This window comes from Segetibacter koreensis DSM 18137 (assembly GCF_000374045.1).
Classification (GTDB): Bacteria; Bacteroidota; Bacteroidia; order Chitinophagales; family Chitinophagaceae; genus Segetibacter; species Segetibacter koreensis.
The window spans coordinates 230293-244967 of the sequence record NZ_KB893359.1; the positions used below are offsets into that span (position 1 = coordinate 230293).

Sequence of the window (14675 nt, forward strand, 5' to 3'; positions counted from 1 at the left end):
GATTAGTTTTGAATGTCATAAATACTAAAGGCTTTCATTTAAATTGGATACTTTAACAGAACCATCCTGGTTAACTAAATACAATTTTAAAGAAAGACCGTTTGTAATAAAGTAATCCTGAACCTTTTCAATTATAGCAGCATACCTTTCAACATTTGGAAGTCCCATTGCAGCCTCTGCATTTTCATTTGAATAATATCTTCCAAAGTTTACAAGGTAACTGAACAACAAATCGGCAAAAGAATTATTAGATGATCTTGAAGGATTTATATTATTTGCAGCTTCATTTAGAAGTTTACTGCGGTTACTTTGAGCAATCAAACCCTTTACTTCAATTATTTCTTTTGTAAAAAACTTTGAAGTTATTATAACCTTTTCTCCCCTTTCAAATCTTTTACTTAAATCTTCTTTGTGAATTTTGTATCCGTTGTCTAATAAGTATTTAATAATACTATTGCTTACAAAATTTTCTGTATACCAGTCAGGGGTATCACTTACTTTGACTTCATTGTCAAAATATTGGTTTCTCATTACACTTGGTGTTTGCAAAGTTTAGCGGAATTGGATTTGCTAATCTAGTAGTAATCTATGAAAAAATATTATTCAGTTTTCCACATCATCAGGAAAAATTAATATGATGGGCTATTTTTTTCCTTTTTAATAATTCACAGCTATTGCATTTACAGGACGGCATACTGGCTGATCTGTCATCTTTTTAAAGGTACAACAAGTTTAATGAAGTCTATAACTGCCGCTCCTCAACTCATTTTTTTTTCGTTTCTTAAAAAGCTTCATTTAAACCAAGGAAAAAACCTTTTCTTCCATACTTACCAAACGCGTAATCAAGGCACAAATTGGTACGGGTGCTCTTATTAAATAACACTCTTAATCCGCCGCCACCGCCGGGTTGCCATTGTTGAAATAATTTAGTGCCTAATTCATCATTAGCCGTTTGTAAATTAAAAAAAGTAACGCCGCTTAAAAACTTGTTTCTTGTTAGAGGAAAACGGTATTCTATTTCTGTATCATTATATTTTGTGCCTTTAAAGTAAGTCACAGTATACCCTCTTCCACTACGGAAACCCCCATCCCGACCTGTGCCAGGCAATTCGAGGTAAGGCAATGCGCCAGTGAGTAAATACGAACCCCAATTCCAAAATGCGATGACGTGCTCAGGGTTTCGTTTCGAAAGGCTGACATATTTTCGAAAGTCAGTGGTGAACTGTATGGCGTTTTTTGTACTTCCCATCCAGGTTTGATTTACCCTAAAACCGGCATCGGCATAAATACCCTTATAAGCGCGGTTTTGATTATCACGCGTAGTATATTGTATACTAAACAGAAGACCGTTTGAACTATACTGATTGCGGTCAAAACCATAGCGGTCACTGTAGATTTTATACGGAGTTAGCTTATTTGCCGCTGTTATTCGGTCTTCGATTTTTCTTCTTATATCAAAAGAAACGCCTGCACCTACAAAAACATTCCTGGCAATATTTTTATACACCTTTTCCCTAAAATTGAAATAAAGAGAATGAAGGACATAACCTTTACGTCCGGCGTTGGTCAGTACCTTGTCCTGTTCGCTTACTCCAGCATCCTGCCCTATGCCCAGTCCAAAATCAGGGGTAACAGTCTTAGCAGCAACTAAACTGCCCTGGAGGTTCCACTTATTGCCACTAGTAAAAAGATTGTGGTTGAGGTAAAAGTAGATGATTCCTTTAGTAGTAATGGAAGCAGATGTTGCGGCAACCGACATGAGGGTTTTAGGATCATTCCCGAGTTTTAAACCGGCTACTGCTTTGATCCCTAACTGGAACCCGATACTTGGGTTTGCAGCGATATTGGGTATAATAGTGATACCTGATCTTTTATGAAGCAGGTCAGGCTTCTTGTTTGGATAAAAAATGTCATGGGCTAAATCACCAACATCATATTGCATATCCAGGTTATCTCCCCGCTTTTGAATTTTTTCCGAAACAATACGTAAAGAATCCTCCTTTAGAGAATCAACGGGTGCGAGTTGGCTATAGCCACACTTATGGATACACACAAATAACAGTAATAACAAGAAAAATCGGTTAAGTCCCTGGCTGTGCTGCATTGTCCGGTGCGATAATTGTTTAAATTCCAGTCTAGTGGTCTGTAATAGTACTGGAAGAGCAAATATTACACCAAGCGATTAAACAAGAGCAGCCCAGATAAGCGTAAAACAGGGATCAACTATGTCACTATCAGGTATGTTACGAAGGGCAATAGCGAATTAATAAAAAAGTTTTTAACAAATAGTTTATACATTACCGACTTATTAGTATAAAAAATTAAAGACTTCATGAAAGGAATAATATTATTGGCTGTGTTGGTTTGTAGCACCTTCACAAGTTGCGATACAGCGAAGCAGGTTTTAGATGGCGTAAACTCTGCATATGGAACAGGAGGTTTAACAAACACTGAAATCATAAGTGGTTTAAAGCAGGCGCTTACTATTGGCACTCAAAACAGCACGTCGCAATTATCAGCATTAGATGGCTTTTTTAAAAATGCAGCAATTAAAATATTAATACCTGAAGATGCAAAAAAAGTTGAAAGTACCTTACGTAGTATTGGCATGGGTAGCCTGGTCGATAAAGCAGTTCTTTCAATGAACAGGGCAGCGGAAGACGCAGCAAAGGGGGCAGGAACAATATTCATTAATTCGATTAAACAGATGACAATAACAGATGCTGTAAATATTTTAAAAGGAGGTGATTTTGCAGCGACTAATTACTTTAAAGAAAAAACTACGGCAGAATTAAAACAGCAGTTTAAACCAGTTATTGATAAAGCGCTTAATAACGTTAATGCCACAAAATACTGGACTGATGTTACAAGTGTGTATAACAAATTTTCAAGCAGCAAAGTAAATACTGATCTAAGTGCTTATGTAACGCAGAAAGCAATGGATGGCATATTTTACCAGGTAGGCCTAGAAGAACAAAAAATACGCAAAGACCCTGTTGCACGCACAACGGAAATATTAAAAAAAGTATTTGGAAGCAAAGCGGCGCAAGGCAGTTAAAAACATCTTCTAATTCATCTTCGGCATACTCAACATTTAATTTCCTTCAAACTTTTCGTTTCTTTTCTGAGTCTGTTTGAAAATAATTCAAATGAAGCAAAAACATTCTTAGAACTACCTTACAAATTTAAATTCTACAACGTCAAGCTTTAAAGATCAGTCAAAATTTAGACAACGTAAAGAAGATAAATGAATACGAACACAGCTTTTTAAAAAAAAATAAAATTTGAAAAGAAGTTGAGTTAGGTATGAATGATGCTTTTATGGATTTTTTATTACTTTTTTCTTTCTCACATTTCTGCGCTTTGATAAAAGGAATAAAATTTTACATTTAAATTCGAAGTTGCATTGATTAGTTCTTGACTAGGTTCACCTTATACCTCAGCGCTAAAGTTACCTTGTTCAAGCAGTCCTCCAAAAACACTACTAATATTACCGAGGTGAGCAAGTAAGGCATTTGAATCAGTATATCTTTCTATAATTACGCACTGCGTTTGATCCTGGTTAAAGAACCAGTCATATTGGAGCGTGTCTCGATCCTTTTCATTAACGAGTGAAATGCATTCTTTCGCCAGCTTTTTAAACACCGGCAGTTTTCCATCATGAATTTCAAATCGTGCTATAATTTTTAAATTATTCATAATAAGAACTATTACTTTTTAATTATTTACGTGATCTAAAACAAGTTTAGGTCTTACAGGGACACTATTATCCAAAATAAGATAAAATTTTTATTTGTGCAATAGGCAAAACTTAGATGGAAATTAAGAAGTATTACGTTTTTACATTTTTGAAAGATTCCTATTGATAAATTCTCCTAATTTTTGGTAACCCTTTTCGTTTGGGTGTAATCCATCGGAAAAAAGCGTTTCATCTATTTTTTTATCCTTTTTTAGAAACAGGTAACCTGCATCTGTATAGGTAACGCCTTTGGTAAAATGTTTTGCAGCAAGCTCGCGATTCAATTTTTCAACCCGTTCTTCCATATTGCGTCTCGGAAGAATGCCCATTAGTAAAATACCAGCAGCAGGTTGTTTTGCTTGTATGGCTTTAAGTAAAAATTGTAGACCATCAATTATCTCTCCGTCTGAATTAAATCCCAGATTATTCGTTCCGATCATCACCACAATTTGTTTGGGCGATATGCTGTCCAGTTCTCCATGATATATTCGCCATAAAACGTTTTCAATCCTATCCCAGCCATAACCAAGATTTACGGCATTTTTCGGTTCGAAGTACTTTTTCCATGATTCTTGTCCTCGTGCTGGTTGCCCCGCCGGCTCTCCCGCCCAATAATGTGTGATGGAATTACCTATGAAAACAAGTTTAGGCGACTTTGCCTTATTGTAGGCGAGAACATCGCTATGCCGCTTTTCCCACTCATACATTTTCGGCTCTCTGCGCTGTCTTACCGGTTTTGTGGTGCTGCTATTTCCAACCGGTTCTTTCATTATAGTCCTGATCGTTTTCTCGTAAGCGTCTGCATAACGCATCATACCTATATCATTTGGATGAGTGCCATCCACCATTGTTTCAATATCCTGGTTAATTTCATTTTTTGCCAGGTAGTAAATATTTCCAACTCCATTAGCAGACAGCGAATCAAATACTTCTCTAAGTGCCTTATTTACCTCCTGGTATTCTTTCTTTTTTGCAGGATACATTTCTTCATCTGTATAACTATCATGTTCGGTCAGCAGGATGGGGATACCCGGTCTTTTACTTTGCAATTGACGAACAGATTCAGCAACTCGTTTTTTCACTTCTGTTGCTGCAATACCTGTAAGGTTAGGCAAACAGTCCAATAAATATATAGATGCATTTAATTCCGTTATCAGGGAAATAACCTCTTTTTCCAACCTTCCATTCCCTGAAAAGCCGAGGTTAATTACAGGCCGGTCTAATTTGCGGCCTAAAATAGAAGTCCAGGCAAGACCCGGACGGGTGGCACATCCCCCCTGTGCAATAGATGTTCCGTACACTACAATTGGCTTTTCTTTCCGTACAGCCAGCGGTGTAAATACACTGTCTTTCGGAACACTTATCGTCATCCATTTTACAGTGTTGTATAAGGGTAGGTACAAATTATATTCAAAAGCATTTCCATATTCATCTTTTGTAACTAAATTGGTAAAACGGTACGTAATCGTATCTCCGAAAGAATATTTGCCGGCGCACCAAAGCCACTTACCATTACTGTTTTTAGTGTACATATCAATTCCACTTACACCAGTGGCGGGCATGTGTGGCATTTGTAAATTGCCGTCCACTGCATACTTCACAACTATTTCGTCAGCATTGGTTCTAAATTTTACAAAAATGCCTGCGGTGTTTTCTGATAAACCCCAGACTTCTTTCCTGACGGTTTGTTCTGCCCTTGCAGGCAACCGGTCATAATAATTTTTAATTTCATTCGGCCACCCCTGCCCTTCCAATACTTTTACTGTATCTGAAGCAGGGTTCCAGGTCTTATACTCTTTTGTGTTTTGAGCACAGGCAACGTTTAAAATAAAGGCAGTGTAAAAAGTCAGAATAATGGTGAGTTTCATATTAATCGTTAGAAAGTTTTAAATGAAAAGAATTCACTATTAGTACTAATAGCAAAAGTATGTATTAAGATGTCTCTTATGTCGAAACGACAAACGTCGCTTACAAAAATCACAAGGTAATCGCGAAATTTCTTTTAAACATATTTTATAAAGAAAAGCATATATGTAAATACATTGCCTAAAAAAGTTTGGAGCATTCAAAATAACATTGTTACTTTGAAACACAAAGTACTTTAATATGACCTATAAGAGCGAGCCCCTGAATGACTTGCACGAAATTAAACAAATGATGGAGAGAAGCAGCCGCTTCATTAGCCTTAGTGGCTGGAGCGGGATAGCTGCAGGCACATGTGCTTTGATTGGTTCATTTTTCGGACATATTGCTTTAAAAGAAAATTATTATAGCGTTAGTACTTCAAATCAAAACGATTATACCTATTTCCCCTTTTTACTTAAGCAATTATGGTACGATAAATTATTTCATATAGCCTTAATTACTTTTATAGCCGCATTTGTTTCTGCTTTCATTTTTACATACGCAAGAAGCCGTAAAAATAATACACCCGTCTGGAGTCCGACTTCACGAAGACTTTTGATTAATGTGTGCATTCCTATGATTGTTGGCGGCATTTTTTTATTAAAGCTTATAGAAAATGGAACGTATGGGTTAATAGCGCCGGGATGCCTTATATTTTATGGATTGGCACTGATCAATGGCAGTAAGTATACGGTAGGAGAAATAAAATACCTTGGTTACAGTGAAATTTTTTTAGGAGTAGTAAACTGCTGGTTCATTGGCCTTGGCCTGTACTTTTGGGCAGTGGGCTTTGGAGTATTACATATTATTTACGGCACGCTAATGTTACTTAAGTACGAAAGAAGTGCATAGGAACCAGGTTTAATTTTACTGTAAAAGCGAGAGAAGTGAAAGCATGAAGAACCCTATAGAAAATTTAAATAAAATATTTGACAGCCGGATAAGGTTGGGTATTATGAGTACACTTATGGTAAACGATGCGGTTAACTTCAACGAATTGAAAGAATTGATACAGGTCACAGACGGCAACCTGGCAAGTCATTTAAAAACACTGGAAGATAATAAATATGTAAAAGTGCAAAAAGGCTTTATCGGGCGCAAAACCAATACTACCTATTCTGTTACAAAGGCAGGCGAAAAAGCGTTTAAAGCTCACCTTGAAGCGTTGGAGCAAATGATAAAATCTATGAATTAATTTTTTTTAAACTAATCCTTTAAAATACAAATTACTTTTTTTAGGAACATGGTTTATGAATATCATGGAACCGGCGATAGATCTTTTTATCGTTCCGATGTTACTTTTGCAACCTTGAGAACTTACCAAAAACACTTCGCCACTTCCGACTATTGCTTAATACATTCTAATAAATAAATGATCATATTATGAACTCTGCCTGGTTTAAACGCTTCGGCTGCATTTATATTCCCGTTAACTTGATGGGATTATTAGTAACTACTCTCGCAATCATTTTTCTTGTACCTGTTTATCTAGCTATTATAAGAAACGGGCATTCTGTAAGCGATGATCTATATCACATGTTTGTTTATACAACCTCTACTGCATTTTGGTGGAAGTGGATAGCGGAAAAAACCAGTTGAAATGCGACATTGACAACTGAGTATGTTCGGCGAAGCTGTTTTACTTACCTTAAAAAATAAACAATTTTATTAAGATAAGTAAAATGTAAAAACGGGTAAAACACCATTTTCACCGCTTTTTGTTCTATAAATTTATCTATGAAAAAAAAGGGGCTGAGATACGATCTCGCCCCTAAAAATCAAATATTCAATGAAACAACAATTGTAAGAGCAATTATTGTTAACAAAGGTTGCCGTCACGCTACAACTTTAGAAATTGCTTATATAAAATCTTATTTCCATTTATAATCTTTATTGTATATACTCCTTTTGTTAGTGATGATACATCAAGTTGTATAACTTTAGTTGAGTTGTTTGATTGAATGGTTTTTAGCACAACTCCCGATGCAGATATGATGAATATAGTAGTTTGTTTATTCTGTTGTAACTGATCTGCAGAAATATGTAAACTGCTATGTGTAGGATTAGGACTTAATGTTAATCTTAATTTACCTGTTTCCTTTCTTTCATGAAATGCCCTGCTGCTTACTATCGTTGCGTCTGTGACTATTATGGTAACAGGTAACGAAGTTGTCGACACCCCTTTATCATCATACGCCTTAGCAGTAACAGTATAAGTGCCAGGCTGTACACTAGTCCATGTGTAAGTATAGGGATAAATGTATTCCGTTCTTAATAAAACAGATCCATTATAAAACTCTACTTTACTTATTTTATCATTGGGATCTTTTGCTTTAGCTAATAAAAAAATGGTTGCTGGGCCGGTATAGGTTGTATCAGCGACAGGACTTATAATGCGCACAACAGGTTGTACGTTAAAATCAACTACGGACACTTCTATTTTGTTTGATGTAATTACGTTGCCTTTAGCATCGTAGGCTTTTGCAGTAAGGTTGTAATTACCTAAGGGAACATTGTCCCACAAAAATCCGTAAGGAGAAATAGTTTCCGTATGAAGTAGGGTTGCGCCATTGTAAAACCTGACTTTTTTTATAGCTGCCACTTCGTTAGTAACTGTAGCGTTGAGTTTAATTCTTGCAGGTGCAGTGTACTTTACAATATTGTAAGGCATGGAAAGAGTTACAGTCGGAGTTTTGATGTTATCAAGAAAATACCTGGCAACAACTCCAACAGAACCGGGAGTCTCGGCAGAGCCTACAGCATATAATTTATTATTGAAAATTGCAATATCGTTAATAACATCGCTTCCAGCGCTTACGTCTGTTATTTGTTTTCCGGCTTTGCCAAAAGTATTATCCAAACTTCCGTTTGGGTTGTATCGAGCAAGGGCAAATTTAGAATTAATAAAATTTTGATCAGCAATGCCTGCCACTACAATCTTTCCATCATTTTCAATAGCCACTGAGTTAGCTTGAGAAGTTACTCCAAAATCAGTCGTTAGCTTTCCATCTCCTGAAAAAGTAGAATCAAGGGTTCCATTAGTATTGTATCGGACAAGAGTAAAATCGTAATCATTATTGCCAAGACCTACACCTGCCATTACAATTTTTCCATCACTTTGTATGGCTACAGAGTTGGCCTGATCATAGTACGAATCTAAAAATGTAATTTGCTTTCCATCTTTTGAAAAGCTTTTATCCGGTGTGCCGTCAGTATTATACCGGGCGAGCGCAAAAGCAAAACCTGCATGTTCACCAGCATTACCGGCTATTACAATCTTTCCATCATTTTGTATCAATACCGAGTTAGCGAAAGAATCAAAACCAAAATCTGTTTCTTGCTTTCCATCCGCAGAAAAAGTTACATCAAAGGAGCCATCAGTATTGTAGCGGGCAACCGCAAATCGAAAATAGTCACCCTTGTCGATAGAGCCTGCAACAACAATCTTTCCATCTCTCTGTATGGCCACAGCGGACGCCAAATAATTGGTAGTTACCTTTCCATCACCGGAAAAAGTAGTATCAAGGGTGCCATCTACGTTATAGCGGGCAAGAGCGGCAGAAAAGCCCACCACTACAATCTTTCCATCATTTTGTATAGCCAAAGCACGTCCATTCAAAACAGTTGTTTTCTTTACATTTCGTAAAAAGGCAGAATCAAGGGTGCCATTGATATTGTAGCGGGCAAGAGCAGTACCCGCTACTACAATTTTTCCATCACTTTGTATGGCTGTAGTTGTATAATTTGTATACCCGGTATGTAAGCGGTCAATAAATATCCCGGCTGACGAGAAGGTAGTATCAAGATTGCCGTTGGTATTATACCTGGCAAGAGCAAAATCAATTCCACTCGACCCAGCCACCACGATCTTTCCGTCACTTTGTACCGCCATCGATCTGACTTCCACATAGCCAGATCCAAAATTTGTAATTTGCTTTCCATCTCCGGAAAAAGTAGAGTCAATAGTACCATCCGTATTGTAACGGGCAAGGGCAGAACCAGAATTCAATGTACTTTGATTGCAAATACCTGCCGCCACAATCTTTCCATCACTTTGTATGGACACAGCGTTTGCTTCATCGTCTCCAAATTCGAAATCAGTTGTAAGCTTTCCATCTGTTGAAAAAGTAGTATCAGGGGTGCCATCAGCATTATAGCGTGCAAGTGCAAAGTCAGGAGTGCCAGAATTTGAATACTTATTAGCGACACCTGCCAGTACAATTTTTCCATCACTTTGTATGGCTACCGAATATGCTTCATCATCTCCTGAGGAGAAATCAGTCGTTTGTTTACCATTTTGTGCAAAAGCAGAATCAAGGGTGCCATCAGGATTGTATCGCGCAAGGACAAAAGTATGGTTAACAACAGGCTGATCACCTCGCCCTGCAATTATAATTTTTCCATCACTTTGTAGAGTTACTGGAAAAACAAAAAAATCGGTCAGTTGCTTTCCATCTGTTGAAAAAGTAGAATCAAGGGTGCCATCGGTATTGTACCGGACAAGGGCAGTACCTGCCACCAAAATCTTTCCATCATTTTGTATCGCTACAGATCGCGCGACGTCGAACTGGCCGTCAACGTCTGTTATCTGTACTCCGTCTTGAGAAAACGTAGAATCGAGGGTGCCATTAGTATTATAACGGGCAAGGGCAAAATCTTCGTCCAAACCTGAGGAAGACGTACCTGCTATTACAACTTTCCCATCGTTTTGTAAAACGGCCGGAACTCCATATGATATGCCGACTCGAATACCAATAGCTTCTGTGTAGCCATTGTTACCGTAAGTTGTATCTATAGTACCATTAGCAAGTATGCGGGTAATAACAGTTTGAAGATTTGTTTCAAAAACCAGGTATAGAGTACCATTTTTTTGTGTTAAAACCTGTTTGCCAGATGCACCGTAAGGAGAACCAGATCCATCAAACTCTGTGCGAACTATTCCATTTTTACCAAAAGCCGAGTCAAGAGTACCTGGCTGCAAGTAGCAAATTTTAAAACAACAAGCGGCTGCAATAAATAAAATAAGCTTTTTCATATTTTAAATATTTTTAGGTTCGTTTTGCGGCGTCTTATTTTTTTGCTATTTCAGCGATAGGGTTAGCGAATGAAAGAGGTGAGCAAGAGACTTTCAAATAGTTACATTACTTACTGCATTCACAATAAGCGGTCTTTGGGTTAGTTTAAGTAAGAAGAAACCTTGTACTGATCTTGATTGGCGGATCTCTATAAAAACAACTTTAAATTAAGCAATTATATTTTGAAAGTCAAGCCTTTTCAAAATTGCGGTTATGCCTGTTAGTAACGAGTAGTGTACAGCTATCACCACAAGGCAGCGGTATAATAAGAAAGGGGGCTGAGATAGAAATCCCGCCCCGTTTTTATCCAATATTCTATGAAAAACCAATGGTAAGAGTTATTATTTGAGCTAAAGGTTGCTATGGTTTAAAATTTTACCAGTTGCTTATGCAAAAAACTTATATCTCGCATAATTTTCAATATCTAAACTACCCATGTTAATGATGATGATACATTAAGCTGTATAACCGTCGGTAAGCTGATTGATTGAAGGCTTTTCCAGCAACAATTGCCGGTTTGTTTGCGGCTTTTACTCTCATTGTTATATTAATCTTTTAAAATCTCCTGACCACTCAATAATTTGACTGAACTACTTCATAGAAGACTTGTTCACTGGCAATCGTTTCATGGTACATTTTAATATATTCATCCGCTTTTTGGTCATCGTACATTTTTTTTATTAGGTTTTCTATTCCATAGTCAGCACTGGAAATTACCGGATCCATAATAAAAAGGTAATTAAAGGTGCCATCCTGTTCAGGCCTAAGGGGATTTAACACGCGAGTTTGCTTGAAAATTCGTTGCTCATCGGGACTTAATTTTTTAGCCATCGGCCAAAAAATCTCATGAATGAACCGCTCGAACTGCTTTCGTTTATCCGCCTTTATATGATTAACAATTACCCATACTGTATCTCCTTCATTTGCCATAGGCCTGATGGTTGCCTTTCGGTTTTTTTCAGAAGGTGAAGTAGTTTGAGCCACGGCTCTGTTAATTTGAAAGGCAGTCATAAAAACTGAAAGTATAATGATAGAAGGTTTCATAAAATGTAGTGGAATTTGTTGAGAACATATTTACAGAAATTTAAAAAATAATCATTATTATTCAAAACATTTAAACGACTTTAAGGAAAGAATGCATTGTAGTAACGTGTTGAGTTCGTTTTAATCCCTTTCCATGTTTTCTACAATAATTTACATCTAAGTGAAAGAATAGTTGCATTTGTACGCATTGCCAAACTAAAATGAATATGGGTAGATACTATACGGTTGATGTAGCAGAAGAATTAACTTGAAAGAAGTAGCGCGGCCAATTAAAGCAATAAAACGATTTAAAGAGTAAAATAGAAAGCTTTGAGCAAAAGTTAAGTAACGTAACAAAATAATTATTTCCTATTAATTCCCCTCCAATTACCAATTTTATTAATGAAGTAATTGATAAAATAAAATCGTCTGGTTGAAGACTGCAATTTCAAAAAAGTAATTCAAAACTTCCTTTTTATACTTCTGCCTGATTTTAAAGTTTGATGATCAGGATCCATATCGGGTGTTCGCAATCCTGCTACTTCATCCGCCATCAGCATAAATACATTCCAGCACAGCCCTTTTGTAGATGGCCACCAACTATCGGTAGTAGTCCACTTCGTAGGAATAAATTCTTTACTAAAAGGCCATTTCGGATTCAGGTAAATCTCGGCCCAGGCTCGGTTTTCCATCAGCTTCGCCGCTTTTTTCCAACCGTGCTTTAAGCCAACAGTGTAAGCACAATATTCAGCACGAAACCAACTGCCTCCATTATAATAAAAACCGTCGTTTTTGCCGTCGCTATAATTTTTTTCACCAAACTTTTCAAAAGGCTGGTAGCTTCCGCTCAGAAACTCAAATCCCTTTTCGTTATTGGTTAACCTTATAAGAATAGGGGCTGTTGTGCCATACTCAGGATGTGGAGAATTAGCAACTTTGTTTAGTATGGGTACCTGGCTTAAATGATTTTGAACCATTTCATCGGTCAGCAGAGGTTTTTTAAATAACCATAACGACAAGAACTCCGGTTCAAGGTCAGTAAGCGATATAAGATCGGGATATTTTCGATCGAATATCATATGTTTTCTTCCAACATCATAAAAATTGCGGTACTCCTGCTCAGCTTTGTGAATATATGGTTCATCTATATCGAACCCCAATTCTTTTATAGTTCGCAGGGCAATTGCCAGCATTCCCTGGTTTACAGAAAGTCGGTCTGTTTTAGGAGTATAATCAATAATATCAATCTGACTTAAAGGAAAATGCGATTTACATTTTCCGTCTCTGTCTGCATCAAATTCATTTAACACATAATCCACTGCCTTTTTAATTTTTTCCATAGGAAGGGCAATTCCGAATCTGCGTTTGTTTAGCATGGCCCAGATTAACCATTCAATGGTAGCTTCGTTATCCTTCGCTTCTACTGAGCCCATAAGAGGTGTAATGATCGTACCAATAGCTCCTTTAGAGGTTTGTGTTTTGCCCCACTGGTTCCATAAGGTGAGGTTCAACTCTTTATTATATGTAGATACAGTTGAAAAATAAGAATCTCTATTATACATGTCAGGTGCATAATTCATATTGGGAACGTTAAAGGGCGTAAAATCATTTACATCGGTAATCCATGTAAGCATATTAAAATTGGCGTACAACATTTTTTCAAGCAAAGATCCCTTAAAACCTTTTGCTTCGGCTAATCGTGACTGTGAAGAAATCATAAATTGTTGATGCGAAACCCAAGGCTCAACAAAAACATAGCTAGTTTTAGCTGCCTCTTCGCCAAGTGAAAGAAAATTATAAGGTTCGTGTTGAGGATCATGTTCTATTAATTGAAGGTTTTTAATATCAAGATGATATTCATCGCCAGACTGGGATCCCAAAAACAGTGAAACACTATCCTTTTCAATATAAGGCACCAGTATGCTACCCTTAAAAAGTGTCCATTCATTTTTACTTACAGGAAAATTATCAATGTATTTTATTCCATCTTCAAGCTCAAGCGTCTTTTTACCGTTTTTAACCCTAAAAAGTTTTAAGGCGAGCGGCGTATTTCCTTTTACCCAAAAAGAAATGGTATATACCTGCTGATCTTTAAATGGTGTTATAAATTCAAAACCTGAAGTACTTCCTTTATGTCCATTTATAGAAATACTATCTTTATCAATATCCACATCTACTTCTCCTATTTTTTTGTACAAAGAAGGTACTGCTAACTGTTGTTGATTACCGGCATCAACGTTGTACAATTCGCCAAATGTTTGACGTATATAATGATTTCCCTGTTCCCTTTCGATTATACTGGCAATAGAAAATAAGTTGGGATCAGGCAATCGGCGCATACCAACAAAACCGCCTCCCCTTCCACTGAAACGACGGCGCGTGTTTCTTGTATATTGATTTTTATAGCCGGCATCGGTTAGAAAGCCAACAACGTTGTTATCAGGAGTAATATACCCTGTAGAAGGAAACATTTCGTGGACAAAGCCACCCGGAAAACTATCATACTCAAATGTTACATACCGTTTGGGCACCTGCGATGGTCGCGACGTTTGTTGTAAGATATAATACAAGTCCGGCATCGAATGTTGGATCATTCGAACCTGCTTTTTTATAATATTGGAACTGACGACCTGGTATGAAACCGAAACAGACAAATTAGCATCAAATTCTTTTATATAAGAATCCCTTTTTAATGTAATATTTTTTTTATCTCCTGTCCATTGCTGTCCCGTCCAGTTTGGCAATACGGCTACCGTACTTAAGTCATGATTAAACAGTTGCAGCGAAAGCTCTTCGGTATTATGTATTATTTCGGTTGAGCCATTATAAATAGCAACCCGGAATCCCTCTTTTTCAGTCCCGGTAACTTTGAGGGACAGTTGCTGAGCGTTAAGCATTGAAGTGGGTAAGATGCCAGCGAGAAATAACATCAA

The 14675-nt window shown here is 37.1% G+C and carries 11 protein-coding genes; 4 read left to right on the forward strand and 7 right to left on the reverse strand.

Features of this window, described 5'->3' with window-relative positions:
- Positions 1 to 24 precede the first annotated feature (24 nt).
- Both B154_RS0122290 and B154_RS0122295 read right to left on the reverse strand, forming a co-directional pair.
- On the reverse strand, positions 25 to 531 hold the full coding sequence (locus tag B154_RS0122290) for a hypothetical protein (protein WP_018616579.1): 507 nt from the start codon (positions 529 to 531) through the stop codon (positions 25 to 27).
- A 250-nt stretch (positions 532 to 781) separates the two neighbouring features.
- Entirely contained in the window at positions 782 to 2104 is a 1323-nt protein-coding gene (locus tag B154_RS0122295; RefSeq protein WP_018616580.1) for a BamA/TamA family outer membrane protein, read from the reverse strand.
- Positions 2105 to 2332: 228 nt separating this feature from the next.
- Between B154_RS0122295 and B154_RS0122300 the strand changes: the two genes are divergently transcribed.
- Positions 2333 to 3058 carry a DUF4197 domain-containing protein gene (locus B154_RS0122300; protein WP_018616581.1) on the forward strand — a complete coding sequence of 242 codons (726 nt, stop codon included), beginning with the start codon at positions 2333 to 2335 and terminating at the stop codon, positions 3056 to 3058.
- Between the two features lie 374 nt (positions 3059 to 3432).
- Here B154_RS0122300 and B154_RS0122305 read toward each other — a convergent pair whose 3' ends face one another.
- Positions 3433 to 3699, reverse strand: coding sequence for a putative quinol monooxygenase (locus B154_RS0122305; RefSeq protein WP_018616582.1), 267 nt, complete (start codon positions 3697 to 3699; stop codon positions 3433 to 3435).
- A gap of 141 nt (positions 3700 to 3840) precedes the next feature.
- Entirely contained in the window at positions 3841 to 5607 is a 1767-nt protein-coding gene (locus B154_RS0122310; RefSeq protein WP_018616583.1) for an SGNH/GDSL hydrolase family protein, read from the reverse strand.
- Positions 5608 to 5845: 238 nt separating this feature from the next.
- On the opposite strand from B154_RS0122310, the gene B154_RS0122315 reads away from it, so the two are divergent.
- The 3 genes from B154_RS0122315 (at position 5846) to B154_RS0122325 (ending at position 7243) form a co-directional block, all read left to right on the forward strand.
- Entirely contained in the window at positions 5846 to 6496 is a 651-nt protein-coding gene (locus B154_RS0122315; protein WP_018616584.1) for a hypothetical protein, read from the forward strand.
- 43 nt (positions 6497 to 6539) lie between these two features.
- Complete coding sequence (locus tag B154_RS0122320; RefSeq protein WP_018616585.1) at positions 6540 to 6839, forward strand: winged helix-turn-helix domain-containing protein; 300 nt, start codon at positions 6540 to 6542, stop codon at positions 6837 to 6839.
- A gap of 188 nt (positions 6840 to 7027) precedes the next feature.
- Entirely contained in the window at positions 7028 to 7243 is a 216-nt protein-coding gene (locus B154_RS0122325; protein WP_018616586.1) for a hypothetical protein, read from the forward strand.
- Positions 7244 to 7484: 241 nt separating this feature from the next.
- On the opposite strand, the gene B154_RS31000 is transcribed toward B154_RS0122325, so the two are convergent.
- From B154_RS31000 to B154_RS0122340, 3 genes are all read right to left on the reverse strand, one after another.
- Complete coding sequence (locus tag B154_RS31000) at positions 7485 to 10679, reverse strand: Ig-like domain-containing protein (RefSeq protein WP_018616587.1); 3195 nt, start codon at positions 10677 to 10679, stop codon at positions 7485 to 7487.
- Positions 10680 to 11292: 613 nt separating this feature from the next.
- A complete protein-coding gene (locus B154_RS0122335; protein WP_018616588.1) occupies positions 11293 to 11763 on the reverse strand; it encodes a hypothetical protein in 471 nt (156 codons plus the stop codon).
- A 440-nt stretch (positions 11764 to 12203) separates the two neighbouring features.
- A complete protein-coding gene (locus tag B154_RS0122340) occupies positions 12204 to 14639 on the reverse strand; it encodes a hypothetical protein (protein WP_211217530.1) in 2436 nt (811 codons plus the stop codon).
- Positions 14640 to 14675 lie beyond the last annotated feature (36 nt).

What these genes read in the sequence shown, in the direction of transcription:
- B154_RS0122290 (WP_018616579.1), bottom strand. Translation starts at nt 531, where the DNA reads ATGAGAAACCAATATTTTGACAATGAAGTCAAAGTAAGTGATACCCCT.
- B154_RS0122295 (WP_018616580.1), bottom strand. Translation starts at nt 2,104, where the DNA reads ATGCAGCACAGCCAGGGACTTAACCGATTTTTCTTGTTATTACTGTTA.
- B154_RS0122300 (WP_018616581.1), top strand. Translation starts at nt 2,333, where the DNA reads ATGAAAGGAATAATATTATTGGCTGTGTTGGTTTGTAGCACCTTCACA.
- B154_RS0122305 (WP_018616582.1), bottom strand. Translation starts at nt 3,699, where the DNA reads ATGAATAATTTAAAAATTATAGCACGATTTGAAATTCATGATGGAAAA.
- B154_RS0122310 (WP_018616583.1), bottom strand. Translation starts at nt 5,607, where the DNA reads ATGAAACTCACCATTATTCTGACTTTTTACACTGCCTTTATTTTAAAC.
- B154_RS0122315 (WP_018616584.1), top strand. Translation starts at nt 5,846, where the DNA reads ATGACCTATAAGAGCGAGCCCCTGAATGACTTGCACGAAATTAAACAA.
- B154_RS0122320 (WP_018616585.1), top strand. Translation starts at nt 6,540, where the DNA reads ATGAAGAACCCTATAGAAAATTTAAATAAAATATTTGACAGCCGGATA.
- B154_RS0122325 (WP_018616586.1), top strand. Translation starts at nt 7,028, where the DNA reads ATGAACTCTGCCTGGTTTAAACGCTTCGGCTGCATTTATATTCCCGTT.
- B154_RS31000 (WP_018616587.1), bottom strand. Translation starts at nt 10,679, where the DNA reads ATGAAAAAGCTTATTTTATTTATTGCAGCCGCTTGTTGTTTTAAAATT.
- B154_RS0122335 (WP_018616588.1), bottom strand. Translation starts at nt 11,763, where the DNA reads ATGAAACCTTCTATCATTATACTTTCAGTTTTTATGACTGCCTTTCAA.
- B154_RS0122340 (WP_211217530.1), bottom strand. Translation starts at nt 14,639, where the DNA reads ATGCTTAACGCTCAGCAACTGTCCCTCAAAGTTACCGGGACTGAAAAA.